Source organism: Haloferax gibbonsii ATCC 33959 (genome assembly GCF_000336775.1).
GTDB classification, from domain to species: Archaea; Halobacteriota; Halobacteria; order Halobacteriales; family Haloferacaceae; genus Haloferax; species Haloferax gibbonsii.
This window is the reverse complement of the sequence record NZ_AOLJ01000003.1, coordinates 23,995-40,163: the sequence shown is the minus strand read 5'-3', so window position 1 is coordinate 40,163 and position 16,169 is coordinate 23,995. Positions and strand designations below refer to the sequence as shown.

The window sequence follows — 16,169 nt, the reverse complement described above, 5'->3', positions numbered from 1 at the left end:
ACCGTCGGGCGAAAGCGTGACTGTGACTGTAGGCGTCATCGACTGGAACGTCAGCGGGCGGCGTGATAAGCGTTTACGAGCGGGGGTCGCGGCCGGGCGGTCGTACGGTGTGGCGCGGCTCACTCGGGTGAGAAGCTCTCCGTGAGCGTCCGCCCGACCAGCCCGGCGGCGACGAACGCGAGGACGCTGGTACAGACGAACGCCGTGGCGTAGTCGAACCGGGTGGCGAGCACGCCGACGAGGAGCGGTCCGAGGACGCCGCCGAGGCCGCGGGCGGTCGACCGGAGCCCCATCAGTTCCGACTCGCGGTCGACGGGGGCCACGTCGGCGACGAAGGCGATGGTGCCCACGGTGAGCATCGAGAACGTGACCGCGTGGACGACGAAGGCGGTGCTGCTGATACCGATGCGGGCGAGTTGCCCGTCGGGGAGGAGCGCGAGAACGACGACGAGCGCCTGCACGCCGCTGCCGGCGAGTCCGCCCACGATGAGCTTCTTCCGGCCGATGCTGTCGCTCAGGCGGCCGAAGCCGTACATCGAGACGACTCGGACCGCGGGACTGACCGCGAGCACGGCGCCCATGACGACGTTCGAGAGCCCCACGTCGGCGACGAGGAACACCGGGACGACCGAGATGAAGCCCTTCTCGGTCATGTTCCGGAGGACGATACCGACGTACAGCCAGCCGAGTCCGGTCCGCTCGAACAGTTCCCGCCGCGCGCCGCCGGGGAGGAGTCGCCCGCGGACTTCCCCCAGGAGTCGACCCGTGGTCAGCGTCTCTTCGGACGGCGGCGTCGGGTCGGCGATGCGGAGCGTGAGGAGCGTCGCCACGAGGCCGAGGCCGACGACGACGAGATAGAGGTCGGTCGGCACGAGCAGGCCGACGAGGTAGCCGACGAACAGCCGACCGCTGATGGCTCCGGTAGAGCGGGCGCTGCTGTAGAAACCGATGGACCGCCCGCGCTCCGACTCGCCGCCCGACTCGCTCACGATGGTGAGAATCACCGACTGGAAGCCGGCGGTGAACACCGCGAAGAGGCCCCGACAGACGATTTGGAGCGGGACCGACGCTGTCACGGTCAGCGGGACGATGGCGAGCGTCGAGAGGAACGCGGTCCCGATGAGTATCGCCCGCCGCCGCCCCGTGATGTCGGCGATTGCGCCCCAGACCGGGGCGAACACGAACAGTCCGAAGGAGAACGCCGCGTACGCGAGGCTCACCGCGAACGGCGACCCCTGTTCTCCGATGTAGAGCGCCATCGCCGTGCCGAAGAGCGACCCACACGCGACGCGAGAGATGCCGATGAGTGCGAGTGCGCTCCGCTGTCCACGACCCGCTGGTCGAGCCTGCTGATTGACTACCACTACGACCGGGTGTGACACTACCACCCAATAAAGATTGGCGAGCCGGAAGACGATGCGACGAGGGCGGCGGTGTGGGACTCGATACGACCGTCAGGTCGACGGGCCGGCACGGGCGATTGCGAACTCCGTGAGCCCGTGTCGCTCGGCGCACGTCCGGTCGCCGTCGGCGACGCCGAGAAGGAGCGATTCGAGGTCGTCCGCGTCGGCGTCGCGGGCGTCGAGGTCGATATCGTCGGGGACGGCCGCGAGCGTGTCCGCGTCGCCCGAGAGTTTCACCACCGGAACGACGGGATGGCCGGCGGGCGTTCCCTGTCCGGTGACGTGGAGAACGAGGTGCGCGCCCGCGGCGGCGAGACCGGTCGCGGCCTCCTCGACCCGAGAGGGCGCGTCGAGCAGCGTCACCGCGCCGGCGGCGGCATCGGCGGCGTCAGCTTCATCGACTCGTTGGCCGTACGCCGCGACACCCGCGACCGGCGCGTCGCCGATGAATCCCGTCGCGGCCGCAAAGCCTCGGGCCGCCGCCTCCGTTCCGACGCGCGTCGCCCTCGCGGGGCGACCGGCCGCGTCGAGCAGTCGGTCGGCGGCCGCGTCGCCGACGAGCGACCGGGTCTCCTCGGGGTGCGCGGCGAACCGCTCGTTGCCGGCGACGACGACCCGTCCGCCGGCTGACGCGACCCGCTCGACCAACTCGGCGACGAGCGGGTAGGCGTGCCGTCTGGTCGAGTCCGCGAGGTCGTCGACGACGACGCCGACCGTGAGGTCGCCGAGAGTCGCCGCCGGTTCGTCGGCTGTTGCGGTCGAGTCGTCCGTCCCCCGAGCGGCGGCCGACTCCCGGAGGTCGGCGACGGCGTCCGTGCCGCGGTCGACGCAGGCGTCGGTCCCGCCGGCGTCCTGTATCGTGAGTTCGCGGACCGGAAGCCCGCGTTCTTCGACCGCCGCGGCGACGACGTCGCTCCGGACCGTCTCGCAGCCGAGACCGACGACGACCGTACCCGCGACGTTCGGGTTCCCGGCGAGGCCGACGAGCGTCCGTTCGGTCTGCTCGGCGTCCGCGCCCAACTGCCCGCAGCCGTGGTCGTGGGGCGCGGCCACCGCACCGGGCGAGCCGGCGGCTATCTCCTCGGCGACGACGTGCGAGCAGATGACCGACGGGAGGACGAGTACCCGGTTTCGGATTCCGAGGTGGCCGTCTGGTCGACGGTAGCCCGCGAACGAGTCTGTGGTGACTGGGCGGGGGTCCGGGTGTGGATTCCGGGTCATCGCTCCACCTCCGCCGCCGCCACGTCGCCGCGGCCGCGGGTGCTCTCGCAGTTGTGCGTGTGGACCCACTCGCCGGCCGCGACGGCCTCCGTGGTCCGCCCGATGACCTCGCCGTACTTACGGACCGTCTCGCCCGCGGACAGCGGTTCGAGGGCGAACTTGTGGCCGAACGGAACGTCGTCTGCGAGCGTCACGGCGCGGTCTCCGTCGCGAACCTCACGCCCGGCGTCGAGGTCTTCGAGCGCCGTCGCCACGCTGTCGCCGTCGGCCAACACGAGAGCGGCCCCGTCGAGGACGCGGCCCTTCATCTACCCCGCACCTCCGCGAGTTCGCGCGGGTGGATCTCCGTGATGGCGAACTCCTCCATCCGGCGCGTCTCGGCCCCGGTTCGCTTCCCGTCGGCGACGGCGAGCACTTCGTCGAAGATGCGCTCACCAACCTCGGAAATCGTCGCGTCACCCTCGACCACCGCCCCGGCGTTCACGTCCATGTTCGACCGCATGCGCTCCCACGTCCGGGGGTTGCCCGTGACCTTCACCACGGGCGCGACGGGGTTGCCGGTGGTACTCCCGCGCCCGGTGGTGAAGACGATAATCTGCGCCCCGCCGGCGACCTTGCCGACGACGCTCTCCACGTCGTAGCCCGGCGTGTCCATCAGAACGAGGCCGCCGCCGACCGGCAGGCGCTCGGCGTAGTCGACGATGCCGCGCACGGGGGTCGTCCCGCCCTTCGAAATCGCCCCGAGGCTCTTTTCCTCGATGGTCGTGAGGCCGCCCTCCTGATTGCCGGGCGAGGGCTGTGCGCCCCGGAGGTCGACGCCCATCAGGTCGGCCGTCGCCTCGCGGCGCTCGACACGGTCGAGCAGTCGGCGGCGGGTCTCCTCGTCGGCGCATCGCTCCGCGAGGACGTGCTCCGCGCCGATGAACTCCGGCGTCTCGCTGAACGAGGCGGTTCCCCCGGCCGCGACGAGGCGGTCGCAGGCGTCGCCGACGGCGGGGTTGGCTGCGATGCCCGAGGTGGCGTCGCTCCCGCCGCACTCGACGCCGACGACGAGTTCGCTCGCGTCGGCCGACTCGTGGCGGGCGTCCGCGGCCGCCTCGTTCAGCGAGTCGAGGGCGGTTCGCCCGCGCTGGAGGGCCGCCGCCGTCCCGCCGACCTCGCGGACCGAGAGCGTCTCGACCGGCTTACCGTCCCGGGCGATTCGGTCCGCGAGGTCGGCGGCGTCGATGTCCTCGGTCCCGAACTCGACGACGAGCGCCGCGCCGACGTTCGGGTTGCGCCCGACGCCGACCAGCACCCGCTCGGTCTGCGCTCGCGCCTCGTCCGGTTGATTCGCCCCCATCTGGTGCGGCGTCGCGCGCGCCCACGCCCCCGCCTCGGCCGCGATGCCGCGGGCGACGCAGGACGACGCGACCGAGGTCGGAAGGACGGCGACGTGGTTTCTGACCCCGATGCGGCCGCTCTCCCGGCGGTAGCCGGTGAACTCTCGTCTCATACCACGCGATTCGGTAGCGCCCGACAAAGTGGTTTCGTCGGGCGCGGGCGGAACGCTCTTGCGGGCGGGTCGAGTGAGTGAGTCGTATGCGAACCTACGAAGTCAGCCGCATCGACGCGGACAGAGCGGTCCCGCTGACCGGTGCGGTCGACGGGACGGTGTGGGAGCGGGCGAACGTCGCCCGACTGGACGAGTACGCGTGGGGCGACGAGCCCGGTCCGGAGACGACGGTCAGGGCGCTGTTCGACGCGGAGGCGCTCTACCTGCAGTTCCACGTCGAGGACGACGAGATAACCGCCGACGTGACGGAGCTGAACGGACCGACGTTCGAGGACAGTTCGGTCGAACTGTTCGCCACGCCGGCCCCGCCCGAGGACGGCTCGCCGGGGCGGTACTTCAACTTCGAGGCGAACTGCTGCGGCACGTTCAAACTCGCGTGGCAGGAGCCGAACTGGCGCGAGCGCGACGTCGGCCGCGACCTCGTCTCGCCGACCGACGCGGCGGCCGTCGAGGTGGAGACGTCCGTCCCCGGCCCCACGAAGACCGCGTCCCCGGACGACGACTCGTGGTGGCTCGCGGCGCGGCTCCCGCGGTCGACGCTCCGGTCGCTGACCGACCTCCCGCTCGAACTCGACTCGGGGACGGTCTGGCGCGGGAACTTCTACCGGAGCGGTCTACCCGACGCGCAGAAGGGGACGTGGAACCGCATCGAGCTGCCGGAGCCGACGTACCACTCGCCGGCGTACTTCGGGCGCATCGAGTTCGAGTGAGCGGTCGCCTCGGGCGGGTGCCCCGGCCGGTCGTGCCGAGCAAGCCGCGGTGGCACCGAAACGACTTTTCGCGCGGGAACTGAACGACAGCCCATGCAGCAGCCGTCCGCGTTAGTCATCGGAGAGACGACCTTCTCGTTCCACGACTTCGAGGAGATGCGACCGCACATCGAGTCCGCCATCGGCGACGCCGCCGAGGTGACCGCGACGACCGACAAAGACGCCCTCGCCGACCTCACAGGCTACGACCTCGTCGTGGACTACCTAACGGACGCCACCCTGACACCCGAGCAGTTAGACGGTCTCCTCGGGTTCGTCCGCGACGGCGGAGCCTATCTGGGCCTCCACTGCGCCGCCGACCTCATCAACGTCCACGACGGCGACGGCGGCCTCGACAAGCGCGACGAGCCGTTTCCCGACCTCCGCGACCTCCTCGGCGGCCACTTCCTCACCCACCCCGAGCAATCGACGTTCGGCGTCGAAATCGTCTCCGACCACGCCGTGACCGACGGCGTCGGCGACTTCGAGGTGTTCGACGAGCCGTATCAGGTCGACGTTGACGACGACGTGACCGTACTTGCGCGCATGGCCCACCCCGACCTGACCGACTACCCGGTCGCGTGGGTCCGCGAGTACGGCGCGGGGCGAGTCTGTTACGCGTCGCTCGGACACACCGCCGAGGCCTTCGAGAACGACGACTACCGGCGGCTGCTCCGCAACGCCGTCGGCTGGCTGGTCCGCGACTGAGCGAGGCGCTCGCGCGTCGCCGTGTGAACGTTTATCCCGGTCGGTTCCGAACGTCGGTACATGAATCTTCGAACCGCCGACCTGACCGTGTTCGTGTTCGTCCTCGGCGTCATGCTCTCGGGAATGTGGCTGGCCCAGCAGCTCGGCATGGAGTGGTCGCCGACGCTGTTCGCCATCGTCGCCGTCGTAGCGGCCGTCTGGACGGCGTACTACCGGTTCGGCGTGGAGCCGCGAATCGAAGCGAGCAGAGGAGACGACGACGACAACCGGCAGGAACCCGGCGTCAGCGACGGCGCACGGGAGTGACCGACTGACCGCATCGGCCGGTGTCGGCGACCGGCGCACCCATTCGCCCGGCCGCGCTACCGCTCGCCGAAGTACGGAATAATCTCGTTTTCGTAGTGCCGCATCGTCTCCTCGTAGTCTCCGACGGGGATGAGAACGAGGTTGTCGACGCCCGCGTCGCGGAACGCCTCGATTCGCTCGATGGCGCGCTCGGGGTCGCCGGCGACGCAGATGTCGTCGACTGCCTCGTCCGGGATGCGCTCGGCCGCCGCCGACAGCTGACGCTCCTGTTCCTCGTCGAACGCCATCTGCCACATGATGGGCGTCGACTCCGCGATGTCCTCGTAGCCCATGTCGGCGAGGAGCGGCGGTCGGAGCGCGAGGTTCACGCGGTTGCGCTCGATACCGGCCGCACGGGCCTCGTCGCCGTCCTCGGAGACTGTCGTCGGGATCATGACCGCGCGGTCGATGGCGTCGGGGTCGCGGCCGCGGTCCGCGGCCACGTCGAGGACTTTCCGAAGGTCGGCCGCGTACTCGTCGGGCGAGTAAATCCACGGGAACCAGCCGTCGGCGACCGCGCCCGTCAGGCCGCGCATGCTCTCGCCGTAACCGCCTATCCAGAGCGGCGGACGCGGCTCCTGTGCGGGCTTCAGCCCCATGTGCGCCTCGTCGAGGTCGAAGTAGTCGCCCGCGAACGAGAACGGCTCGTCGACCGTCGAGTTCCACAGGCCGTCGATGACGGCGACGCACTCCCTGAACCGGGTGTACGGGTCGTCCCAGTCGATGTCCGAAATCGGGGCGAAGTTGAACGCCTCGCCGGCCCCGATACCGAGACCGGCGCGGCCGTCCGTCATCCGGTCGAGCGTGGCCGTGACGTGCGCGAGTTCGGTCGGGTGACGGCGCACCGAGTCCGCGACGCCGGGCATGAGGGTCACCTCCTCGGTGCGCTGGGCTATCGCCCCGAGGACGGAGAACGCCTCCCACGGCGGGTCCACCAGATACTCCTCGGAGCCGGTCGGGTGAAACAGGTGGTCCGGGACGGTGACGGTGTCGAACCCGGCCGTCTCGGCTCGGACCGCTCGCTCGATGGTTTCCTCGACGTTTCCGTAGCTGACAACTTGACAGCCGAAGCTCAGACCGCGGCTATTGGCGCTCGACATCGCGTGTACCGACAGTACGGCGGAATAAATAGCTGGCCCCGAAAGCGGGGGAGTGGCGCGTTCGCGAGGGTTCGAAACGCCGGCTTACGCCCGCAGGACCGACGCGTCGAGGTCGTAGTCGGCGAAGTACCCGCGCTCCAGTTCGACGAGTTTGGCGAACAGCTCCTGGGCCTCGTCGCGCGAGACGGTGACGAGCGGTTCGTTGAGGAACGCCTGAAACGCGAGGTCGAGGTCTCCCTCGAAGCCCGCGCGCACGAGCGTCTCCTGATTCGTGACGTGGGTTTCGACCATGCTCTCGACCTCGTCGGGCAGGCCGCCCGCACAGAGGGGCGTCACGTCGTCGCCGGAGAGGAGCGCGTTCGTCTCCACGACCGCGCCCTCGGGGATGCCGTCGACCTGCCCCTCGTTGGGATAGTTGAGGTGCGTGACGAACGTCCCCTCGCCAGAGAGCGCCCGCATGATGTCGACCGCCTCCTCTCCGGACTCGTGGAACTCGAACTCCGCGTCGCCTTCGAGGTAGCGCTCCATCTCGTCTGGCCCCTCGTCGTCGGAGACGCGGGCCGAACTCGGCGTGAGCCGGATCCCGTAGCGCTGGATTTCCTCCGGCTCGTCGATGCTCAGATACCACGGGACGAACTCCACGAGGTGGCGGTCGCCCGCCGCGCCGAGGACGCCGAAGCGGTCGTAGAGGTCGAGCGCGACTTCCTCGTTGTTCACCCAGTAGGACTCGGCGTCGAGGTCGCCCGGCTCGCGGTCGAAAAGCGGTTTCCGACGCTCGAGTTCCTCGTCGAGGTACTGGAACACGTCGCGGTCGCGCCACCGCGCCTCGTCGACCCACGTGAAGTGGTTGACGCCCTTGACGTTGACCCGAACCTCGTCGCGGGCGACGTCCTCGGCCTCGTCAATGTAGCGCTCCGCCATCTCGGCGAACAGCTTCTGGGTCTTGAACACCTCGTGGCAGAGCCCGATGGCCTTGATGTCGGGGAACTCCTCGTAGAGCGTCCGCGTGCAGACCGTCATCGGGTTGGTGTAGTTGATGACCCACGCGTCCGGGCAGCGCTCGCGGACCGTCGCGGCGATTTCGCGGTACTGCGGAATCGCTCGCAGCGCCCGAATCGCCCCGCCGGGGCCGACGGTGTCGGCGACCGTCTGGTAGATACCGTACTCCTGGGGCACGTCGATGTCGTGGACGAACGTCTCACCCGGCGGGTCCTGAATCGAGCAGATGACGAAGTCGGCCCCGTCGAGCGCCTTGTCCATGCTCCGGGTCGCCTCGAACGACCAGTCGCCGACCGCCTCCTCGCGGTCCATCACGCGGTTGCCGAGGAGGGCGTTCTTCGACGCCATCTCGTAGTTCACGTCGTACAGCGTGACGCTCCCCACGAGGTCCGGACACTGCGCGAGGTCGTTGATGAGCGTGTGGGCCCACCCCTGACTCCCGCCGCCGATGTAGCCGATGTCGATGGTTCGGGACGAACCCGACGGTACAGGCTCCGCTTGCTCCGACAGCTGATACATGTGATAACACGTGACGAGTCGCGGTCGCAAATAGCTGTCGTTTCGGGGGGTTCCGGCCGCTCCGTCACTCGGTCAGGATGGTGACCGGCCCGTCGAAGTTGAGGACGACGCGCTGTGCGGTGTCGCCGAACAGCGCCTTCCCGGTCGGCGAGCGCTGTCGACCGGCGACGTAGACGTGGTCACAGCCGCGCTCGTCGGCGACGCGAATCACCTCGTCCGCGAACTCGCCCTCGTCGGCGACGACGGTGACGGCGTCGTATTCCACGGTTCCGTCCACCGACTCGAACGCCTCGTCGGCGGCCTGCGACGCGAATCGCGTGGCGACTTCCCGCGCCGAGTTCGACTCCAGCGGCGTGTTGGCGGCGTCGCTCATCGCCTGCAACGTCTCGGCGTTCTCGACGATTTCGTCCTCGGTGATACGCGTGAGGAGCACGAGCGGCGTGTCCGTGCCGGCCGCGATTTGCCCCGCCTCGGTGAGGAGGCGCTCGTTGGAGTCCGTACTGTCGACTACCACTAGCGATGACTGCATACCGGTGCCACGGTGCTTCAACGCATAAAACTATCCCGCGAGTCGGGACGGAGCGGGGTCGATTCGGCGGTGCGGCGCCGGGGAGACGACCGAGCGACCCGCGCTCAGCGGTCGGCGCGGTACCGTTCGACGGCGTCCTCGTCGATTTCGACGCCCAGGCCGGGGGCCTGCGGCACGTCCACCTCGCCGCCGGTCGGGTCGAACGGGGTCTGCAGAATCTCGTCGCGGAGCGGGTTCTCGCTCCGGTCGAACTCGACCATCATCGGGTCCGGGACGTGCCGCGTGTGCGGGTAGTCCGAGACCGACGCCGCGAACTGGACCGCCGCGGCGAGGCCGACCGCACTGTTCCAGATGTGCGGCCTGACCGCCACGTTCTCCGTGCTGGCGAGGTCGGCGATTCGGCTCGCCTCCGAGAGCCCGCCGCACCGACCGAGATTGGGCTGGACCACGTCGACCGTCCGGTCGTCCACGAGGCGCTTGAACTCGAAGCGGCCGTAGTGCGCCTCACCGGCCGCGAGGGGCACGTCGACGCCGCGTTTGACCTCGCGGTAGCCCGAGAGGTTCTCCGGCGGGACCGGCTCTTCCATCCACGTGATGTCGAACTCCTCGATGGCCTTCGCGGTTCGAATCGCCTGTCGCGGCCGGTAGTTCCCGTTGATGTCGACCATCAGCCGCGCGTCGTCGCCGAGGAGTTGGCGAGCGGTCCGAACCCGCTCCACGTCGGAGTCCGTGCCGTTGCCGATTTTTATCTTGGCCGCCGAGAACCCCTCGTCGACGGCGTCTCGAATCGGCTCGGCGATGTCGCGGTCCGCCTCGGTGAAGTACATCGTCGAGGCGTAGGCGGTGAGCGTCTCCCGTGGCGTCCCGCCGAGGAGCCGGTGAACGGGCTTGCCGGTGGCCTTGCCGACGAGGTCCCACAGGGCCACGTCGATGCCGCTGAGGGCGCTCTGGACGAAGACGCTCCCGCCGAAGTGGTACGGGTCTGTGTACGACTCCTCCGCGAGGCGTCGCACGTCGAAGGGGTCCATGCCGACCACGTCGTCGCGGAAGAACTCGTCGACGACGGGCGCGATGACGCTCCCCGGGGCGAACGCCTCGCCCCAGCCGACGTCGCCGGTGTCGGTGTCGACGCGGATGAGCGTCGTCGCCCTGTCGTGGCCGAACCCGCGGGCGTCGCCGAGGCCCTCGCCGTCGGGGAGGCGGTGCGATATCGGGATGACTTCGATGTCGGTTACGTGCATGAAAAATGTACCACGGAGAGACGCATTATAGCTTGTGCAGACGGCGAACGCGGCGAGACAGACGGGACGAAGGCGCCGAGGCGGTTCGAACCGTCGACTCAGTCGTCGTCGTAGTGGAACTCGGTCCACGGCCCGTCACGGAACGGGTAGTCGTCGAGCACGTCGAGGTTCACCTCGATTCCCAGTCCCGGCTCGTCGGACAGCGAGAGGACGCCGTCCTCGACGGCGGGTTGGCCCTCGATGATGTCGAACGCGAGGTCGAAGGGGTACATGCCTGGGTCGGTCTCGGTGTCGAGGAGCGGGTCGTCCTCGAAGACCGGGTATTCGAGGAGCGACACCTCGGGCGCGGCCGCGACGAGGTGCGCGTTGGCGAGCAGGCCGACCCACGTCCCGAAGTTGTGCGGGACGAACTCCACGTCGCGGCCGACGCAGGACTCGACCGCGGGGCGACAGCCGGTGTAGCCGCAGTGGTGGCGAACGTCGCCCTGCAGGAAGTCGACCGCGCCCGTCTCGCCGAGCGCGACGAGGCCCTCTGGCGTCGGTTCGCTCTCGCCGCCGGCCAGCGGCGCGCCCGTCTCCGCGAGTTCGACGTAGCCCGCGTGGTCGTCGGGCGAGACGGGCTCTTCGACCCAGTAGCAGTCCCGCTCGGCGGCGAAGGTGACGAGGTCTTCGACCGTCTCGCGGTCGTAGCCGTCGCGAATCTTCCACCACGTGTGCACGTCGAGCATCACTTCCATGTCGCCCGCGACGTCGGCGAGCAGTTCGACGGTGCGGCGGTCCCCGTCGGGGCCGATGCCCGGTCGGTACTTGTAGCCGAAGAAGCCGAGGTCGCGGATGGTCGCCGCCTGTTCGGCGTACCCCTCGGGTTCCATGTACATCCCGGCGCTCGCGTACAGGGGCATCTCCGTCGTCGGGTCGGTGCCGTACTCGTCGGCGAGCAGTTCGTAGATGGGCGCGCCGACCTCCTTCCCGCGGATGTCGTACAGGGCCACGTCGAGCGCCGAGATGGCCTGATGGCGGAGCCGGTCGGGGAGGTCGGTGTCGCGGAGCATCGCGTGCGCGTCCTCGACTTCCTCGACGGTCTCGCCTTCGAGCGCGTCGGCGACCGCGCCGTTGACGACGTCCGCGAAGGTGCCCTGCGATTCGCCCTCGAAGTACTCCCGCATCGCGGAACTGCTCGCGCCGGCGGTGGCGATACCGCGGGTTCCGTCGGCCGATTCGACGACGACGAGCACCACGTCGCGTTTGAGGAGGCGACGGACGCCGCCGTGGAAGGGGCGGTCCTGCGGCGGTTCGATGGGTGACGAGAGAGCGTATCCGCTGATAGTCGCGATTCGCATACCTCTACAGAATCGGCCACCACGATAAAACTCCGCCTCGCGCGGGAGAACAAGCGGGGACAGCCGAGAGAAAACGATGGCGCGCTACTGGAAGACGTCGGACGCGAACGGGTAGAGTTCGTCGAGGGCGACGCGTTCGTTCCGCCGACCCGACTCGTAGGCCGCCATCGTGATGAGCACCGCCTTGAGGCCGTCGCGGGCGGTCGCGGGCGGCGTCTCGCCGGTCTCTATCGCGTCGAGGAACGCGGTACCCTTGCTCAGCCACCGCTCGTAGCCGTCGTAGGGGTGGTGTTCGGTCCCCTCGTCGTCGATGACGTAGCCGGTCCGGTCGTCCCACTCGTGGCCTTCGAGGTATATCGCCCCCTCGTCGTCCCAGATGTGGACGTGCTCGCGGGTCCGCGCGACGACGCCCGTGTCGGAGACGTTCGCTATCGCGCCCTCCGCGAACTCGATGTTGATAGAGGACTGCCGGTCGAACACCTGCTCGTCGTCGTGGAAGTCGACGTAGGCGTTGACGTGGGTCGGCGTGAGACCGGTCGTCCAGAGGATGGCGTCGATGACGTGCGTGCCGACGTTCAGGAGGTGGCCGCCGCCGCTCAGTTCGGGGTTCATCCGCCAGTCGTCTTCCTTCTCGTAGTAGGACTGCCAGTCGTGGGTCACCTCACCGGTGATAAACCGCGGGACGCGGTCGCCGTCGGCCCACTCGTCGCGGGCGCGCTTGTAGGCCGGGTTGAAGTGTCGCTGGTAGCCGACCATCACGGTTTGGTCGCTCGCCTCGGCGCGGGTCGTGAGTTCGTAGGCCTCCTCGGCGTCGGTCGCGAGCGGCTTCTCGCAGAGGACGTGCAGGCCGCGGTCCAACACGGCCGAGGTCTGCTCGTAGTGCAGGCCGTTGGGCGTCGCGACGGCGACGGCGTCCATCGGGGCCGAATCGAGGAACGCCTCGAACGACCGGTAGCGGTGCGCCTCGGGAACGTCGAAGGAGTCGCCGACCTCGGCGAGGCCGTCCGGGTCCACGTCGGAGATGGCGACGAGTTCCGACCGGGGGAGTTCGACGAACTGTTGACAGAGCCGACGACCGAGGCTTCCGAGGCCGACGACTCCGACGGCGATTGGAGACGAGTCTGTCTGACGCGGCATGGGTTCGACTACAGAGATGGGGCAGATAACTGTTTTGACGGTCCTCGGGCGCTCGTGGTCGCTCGCGACCCCCCTGTCCGAAGATTTTATGCGCGAGTGCACGGTGGTTCGGGTATGCCACTCGCAGAGAGCGGTGTGCGCGAGCACCTGCGCGGCGTCGCCGCCGGGCTCCTCACCCCGTTCGACGACGACCTCGACATCGAACACGACGAACTGGCAGCGAACGCGACGACCCTCTACGACGAGGGAATCCGCACGTTCCTCGCGTCGGCGAACATCAGCGAGTATCACTCGCTGTCCCAGCAGGAACGCGTCGACGTGACGGAGACGGCCGTCGATGCGCTCCCGTCCGACGTGTGCGTCCTCGCCGGCGTCGGCGGGAGCACGGCGGGCGCGCGGGAACTCATCGAAGCCTACGACCGCATCGGCGTCGACGCGATGATGATAATGCCGCCGGACCACACGTACGTCCACGAGCGCGGGCTGCTTCGCTACTACGAAAAGCTCGCCGAAGCCTCGTCGGCCCCGCTGGTGCCGTACGTCAAGGGGTTCGACCCGTCAATCGGCTACCTCCGCGACCTCGCGGGGCTCGACGGCGTGGTCGGCATCAAGTACGCCATCGAAGACGCCGTGAAACTCGGCGCGGCCGCCAGCGCCACCGGCGACGACGTGGTCTGGGTGGACGGCCTCGCCGAACCCTTCGCCGTCTCGTTCTGGAACGAGGGCATCGAGGGATTCTCGGCGGGCGTGAGCAACTTCCGGCCGGAGGTCGGGCTCGAACTCTTCGACGCACTCACCGAAGAGAACTGGGAGCGCGCCCGCGAGCTTCGGAACATCTGTCTGCCCTACCAGAACTTCCGTGACCGGACCGGACAGAACAACAGCCTCGACGGCGCCATCAGCGTCCCGGCGGTGAAAAAGGGCCTCGAACTGGCCGGCCTGCACGGCGGGGGAGTCCGCGAGCCGATTCGCCCGCTGTCGGCCGAAGACGAGCGCCAGGCGGAGGAGCTGTACGACCAGCTCGACGACGACATCAAGCGCCTCATCGACTGAACGAGACTCACAGAAGACGCCGACCGACGACAACCAACGACCGACGACAACCAGCGACCGACCGAGGGCCGCGAGAGCGACTGGCATAACCGCGGTAGCGACGAGGTCGAGCCGCGCGGTGTCGGCACGGTGAGTGACGACTGAATCGGGAGGTTCGCCGACGACGCGGTCGGACGGAGCGTCGTCGCCCGAACCGACCGGAGCGCCGCGACTCGCGCGACCCAAATATTCATCACCCGAGACGCGGGGTATGTTGGCATGCGCGAGTTCGAAGCGACCGCCGAGGCGACTCGACCGCCGACGTGGGCGCACAAACAGCGAGCACTGTTCGACCTGACGGCCGACGCGGTCGACCGATTCGTCGACGACTACACCGGCCCCGACGGGGAGCCGTTCTGGCCGCCGGACGACCACGTGGGCGTCGACGGCTTCGACGACGTGGTCGAGGGGTTCTACAACTGGCCGCTCGTGTACGCGATGGGCGGCGACGAACGCCTGCTCGACCACGCCCGTCGCGTGTACGAGTCCGCGTTGGAACGCGGCGCGGCGACGGAGACGCCGTTCGGCCATCCGATGGTCGTCGACGAGTTCGAACAGTGTCGCGACTGGTTCCACCTCGGGGAGGGCAACCTCTACACGTACAACATGGGCCTCGCCGCGCCCGACGACGACGCGGTCGTCGACCGAGCGACGAAGTTCGCCGACCTCTACACCGCCGACTCGGAGACGGGGAACTACGACGCCGAAAATCGGGTGGTCCGCGGGCCGATGAACGGGAGCATGGGCCCGGAGTTCTGCGACTTCTCCGCCTACGAACACCACCCCTACGGCGCGGACTACCGCTGGGCCAGACACGGCCTCCCGTGGCGGGATTTAGAGTTCGACGAGGCCGCGGACCTCCTCGACCGGGCGAACGAAGAGCGCCTGTTCGAGGTGCTGAACGAGCGCTGCGCGAAGGGCGATATCCCGCTGAACCTCAACATCACGAGCCTGATGACGAACGCCTATCTCCACACGGGCGACGACGACTACCGGGAGTGGGTGACCGACTACCTCGACGCGTGGCGGGAGCGGACGGCCGAAAACGGCGGTATCATCCCCGACAACGTCGGGCGCTCCGGCGAAATCGGCGAGTACACAGACGGGTCGTGGTACGGTGGCTACTACGGCTGGTCGTGGGGCGGGTGGCACTACATCGGCATCGGGCCGACGGTCGCCGCCGAGAACGCGGTCCTGCTCGAAGGCGACCGGGAGTACCTCGACTTCCCGCGGTCGCAACTCGACGTACTCATCGAAAACGGCATCGAGGTCGCCGAAGACGACGTACACAGCACCCTCCACATCCCGCACAAGTACGGCGGCGAGGGCGACTACCACTACGACGCCTCGGGCGTCCTCACGGAGGACGACGGGGAGGTACTGTGGCGGGACGGCTGGTACGAGTTCCAGCCGCCCACGGACGACCCCTACGCGGTTCACCTCTGGTACATGTCGATGCGCGACGAGGACCGAAATCGGGTCCGTCGGCTCCGCGACTGGGGCGAACAGGACTGGCGACGCGTCGACCCGCGGGCGAAGACGAAACACGACGACGGTCACGAGTACGCGTGGCTGGCCTACCTCGACGGGGAGTTCTCGGACTACCCGGACCGAATCCTCGAAGCGACGCGCGAGCACGTCGACGAGCGACTGCGACTGTTCGACGCCGAGGGGAACGAGCCGACGACCGTGGACGAAGACTACCTCAGAGACCGAAACCCGGCGTTCCACAAGGCGCTGCTCCAACTCACCATGGGAGCGCCACAGCCAGTCTACTACGGCGGCCTCGTCATGGCTCAAGTGCGGCACTTCGACGCCCGCAGGGAGCGGCCGGGACTGCCGACGGGCGTCGCCGCGCTCGTGGAGTCGGTGACGAAACAGGGAATCGAACTGACGCTCGTCAACACCGGGGCGAGACAGGAGGAGGTCGTCGTCCAAGCGGGCGCGTACGGCGAACACCGATTTACGACGGTCGAGACCGACGGCGCGGAGCGTGGCGAGGAGGACTCCGACAGCGCAAGTGACGGCGACGAAGGGACGGGCGCGCTCCGGGTGCGGCTCCCTGCCGGAAGTCGGATGTCGATTCGCGCCGGTCTCGACCGCTTCGCGGACGACCCGAGTTACGAACACCCGTGGTCGGAAACGGCGTCGTAAGGTCCCGCGGCGGCGACGCGCGGGGTTCGGGAGAAGCGCACGAAAAATCGATATAGTAGTTTTCGTTCCCCTCGGGG

General features: G+C 68.8%; 15 protein-coding genes. 5 read left to right on the top strand and 10 right to left on the bottom strand.

Annotated elements, in window-relative coordinates; translation table 11 throughout:
* Window positions 1-119: 119 nt before the first annotated feature.
* From C454_RS00715 to C454_RS00700, 4 genes are all read right to left on the bottom strand, one after another.
* Window positions 120-1,304: an MFS transporter gene (locus C454_RS00715; RefSeq protein ID WP_081605169.1), complete on the bottom strand. Its 1,185-nt coding sequence runs from the start codon at window positions 1,302-1,304 to the stop codon at window positions 120-122.
* 150 nt (window positions 1,305-1,454) lie between these two features.
* A complete protein-coding gene (locus C454_RS00710) occupies window positions 1,455-2,624 on the bottom strand; it encodes a UxaA family hydrolase (RefSeq protein WP_004971539.1) in 1,170 nt (389 codons plus the stop codon).
* On the bottom strand, window positions 2,621-2,932 hold the full coding sequence (locus C454_RS00705; RefSeq protein ID WP_004971538.1) for a UxaA family hydrolase: 312 nt from the start codon (window positions 2,930-2,932) through the stop codon (window positions 2,621-2,623). The genes C454_RS00710 and C454_RS00705 overlap by 4 nt, the downstream gene beginning before the upstream one ends.
* Complete coding sequence (locus tag C454_RS00700; protein WP_004971537.1) at window positions 2,929-4,119, bottom strand: UxaA family hydrolase; 1,191 nt, start codon at window positions 4,117-4,119, stop codon at window positions 2,929-2,931. Before C454_RS00700 ends, C454_RS00705 begins: the two co-directional genes overlap by 4 nt.
* A gap of 86 nt (window positions 4,120-4,205) precedes the next feature.
* Between C454_RS00700 and C454_RS00695 the strand changes: the two genes are divergently transcribed.
* The 3 genes from C454_RS00695 (at window position 4,206) to C454_RS00685 (ending at window position 5,942) form a co-directional block, all read left to right on the top strand.
* Complete coding sequence (locus tag C454_RS00695) at window positions 4,206-4,889, top strand: carbohydrate-binding family 9-like protein (protein ID WP_004971534.1); 684 nt, start codon at window positions 4,206-4,208, stop codon at window positions 4,887-4,889.
* Window positions 4,890-4,982: 93 nt separating this feature from the next.
* The gene (locus C454_RS00690) at window positions 4,983-5,636 is read left to right on the top strand and encodes a ThuA domain-containing protein (protein WP_004971532.1); all 654 of its coding nucleotides are present in this window, start codon (window positions 4,983-4,985) and stop codon (window positions 5,634-5,636) included.
* Window positions 5,637-5,696: 60 nt separating this feature from the next.
* Complete coding sequence (locus C454_RS00685; RefSeq protein ID WP_004971529.1) at window positions 5,697-5,942, top strand: hypothetical protein; 246 nt, start codon at window positions 5,697-5,699, stop codon at window positions 5,940-5,942.
* Between the two features lie 56 nt (window positions 5,943-5,998).
* Here the strand turns inward: C454_RS00685 and C454_RS00680 are convergent, their stop codons facing one another.
* The 6 genes from C454_RS00680 to C454_RS00655 form a co-directional block, all read right to left on the bottom strand.
* Window positions 5,999-7,081, bottom strand: coding sequence for an LLM class flavin-dependent oxidoreductase (locus C454_RS00680; protein ID WP_004971527.1), 1,083 nt, complete (start codon window positions 7,079-7,081; stop codon window positions 5,999-6,001).
* An 84-nt stretch (window positions 7,082-7,165) separates the two neighbouring features.
* Window positions 7,166-8,599, bottom strand: coding sequence for a family 4 glycosyl hydrolase (locus C454_RS00675; protein ID WP_004971525.1), 1,434 nt, complete (start codon window positions 8,597-8,599; stop codon window positions 7,166-7,168).
* Between the two features lie 64 nt (window positions 8,600-8,663).
* Window positions 8,664-9,113: a universal stress protein gene (locus C454_RS00670; protein ID WP_004971521.1), complete on the bottom strand. Its 450-nt coding sequence runs from the start codon at window positions 9,111-9,113 to the stop codon at window positions 8,664-8,666.
* Window positions 9,114-9,232: 119 nt separating this feature from the next.
* A complete protein-coding gene (locus C454_RS00665) occupies window positions 9,233-10,369 on the bottom strand; it encodes a mandelate racemase/muconate lactonizing enzyme family protein (RefSeq protein WP_004971518.1) in 1,137 nt (378 codons plus the stop codon).
* A 98-nt stretch (window positions 10,370-10,467) separates the two neighbouring features.
* The gene (locus C454_RS00660; RefSeq protein ID WP_004971517.1) at window positions 10,468-11,709 is read right to left on the bottom strand and encodes a mandelate racemase/muconate lactonizing enzyme family protein; all 1,242 of its coding nucleotides are present in this window, start codon (window positions 11,707-11,709) and stop codon (window positions 10,468-10,470) included.
* A gap of 84 nt (window positions 11,710-11,793) precedes the next feature.
* Entirely contained in the window at window positions 11,794-12,846 is a 1,053-nt protein-coding gene (locus tag C454_RS00655) for a Gfo/Idh/MocA family protein (protein ID WP_004971515.1), read from the bottom strand.
* 114 nt (window positions 12,847-12,960) lie between these two features.
* Here C454_RS00655 and C454_RS00650 point away from each other — a divergent pair, with 114 nt between their 5' ends.
* Both C454_RS00650 and C454_RS00645 read left to right on the top strand, forming a co-directional pair.
* On the top strand, window positions 12,961-13,899 hold the full coding sequence (locus tag C454_RS00650) for a dihydrodipicolinate synthase family protein (RefSeq protein ID WP_049904870.1): 939 nt from the start codon (window positions 12,961-12,963) through the stop codon (window positions 13,897-13,899).
* Between the two features lie 258 nt (window positions 13,900-14,157).
* Window positions 14,158-16,092 (top strand): hypothetical protein, encoded by a 1,935-nt coding sequence (locus C454_RS00645; protein WP_004971510.1) that lies wholly within the window; start codon window positions 14,158-14,160, stop codon window positions 16,090-16,092.
* Window positions 16,093-16,169: the final 77 nt, after the last annotated feature.

What these genes read in the sequence shown, in the direction of transcription:
- C454_RS00710 (WP_004971539.1), bottom strand. Translation starts at nt 2,624, where the DNA reads ATGACCCGGAATCCACACCCGGACCCCCGCCCAGTCACCACAGACTCG.
- C454_RS00705 (WP_004971538.1), bottom strand. Translation starts at nt 2,932, where the DNA reads ATGAAGGGCCGCGTCCTCGACGGGGCCGCTCTCGTGTTGGCCGACGGC.
- C454_RS00700 (WP_004971537.1), bottom strand. Translation starts at nt 4,119, where the DNA reads ATGAGACGAGAGTTCACCGGCTACCGCCGGGAGAGCGGCCGCATCGGG.
- C454_RS00695 (WP_004971534.1), top strand. Translation starts at nt 4,206, where the DNA reads ATGCGAACCTACGAAGTCAGCCGCATCGACGCGGACAGAGCGGTCCCG.
- C454_RS00690 (WP_004971532.1), top strand. Translation starts at nt 4,983, where the DNA reads ATGCAGCAGCCGTCCGCGTTAGTCATCGGAGAGACGACCTTCTCGTTC.
- C454_RS00685 (WP_004971529.1), top strand. Translation starts at nt 5,697, where the DNA reads ATGAATCTTCGAACCGCCGACCTGACCGTGTTCGTGTTCGTCCTCGGC.
- C454_RS00680 (WP_004971527.1), bottom strand. Translation starts at nt 7,081, where the DNA reads ATGTCGAGCGCCAATAGCCGCGGTCTGAGCTTCGGCTGTCAAGTTGTC.
- C454_RS00675 (WP_004971525.1), bottom strand. Translation starts at nt 8,599, where the DNA reads ATGTATCAGCTGTCGGAGCAAGCGGAGCCTGTACCGTCGGGTTCGTCC.
- C454_RS00665 (WP_004971518.1), bottom strand. Translation starts at nt 10,369, where the DNA reads ATGCACGTAACCGACATCGAAGTCATCCCGATATCGCACCGCCTCCCC.
- C454_RS00660 (WP_004971517.1), bottom strand. Translation starts at nt 11,709, where the DNA reads ATGCGAATCGCGACTATCAGCGGATACGCTCTCTCGTCACCCATCGAA.
- C454_RS00655 (WP_004971515.1), bottom strand. Translation starts at nt 12,846, where the DNA reads ATGCCGCGTCAGACAGACTCGTCTCCAATCGCCGTCGGAGTCGTCGGC.
- C454_RS00650 (WP_049904870.1), top strand. Translation starts at nt 12,961, where the DNA reads ATGCCACTCGCAGAGAGCGGTGTGCGCGAGCACCTGCGCGGCGTCGCC.
- C454_RS00645 (WP_004971510.1), top strand. Translation starts at nt 14,158, where the DNA reads ATGCGCGAGTTCGAAGCGACCGCCGAGGCGACTCGACCGCCGACGTGG.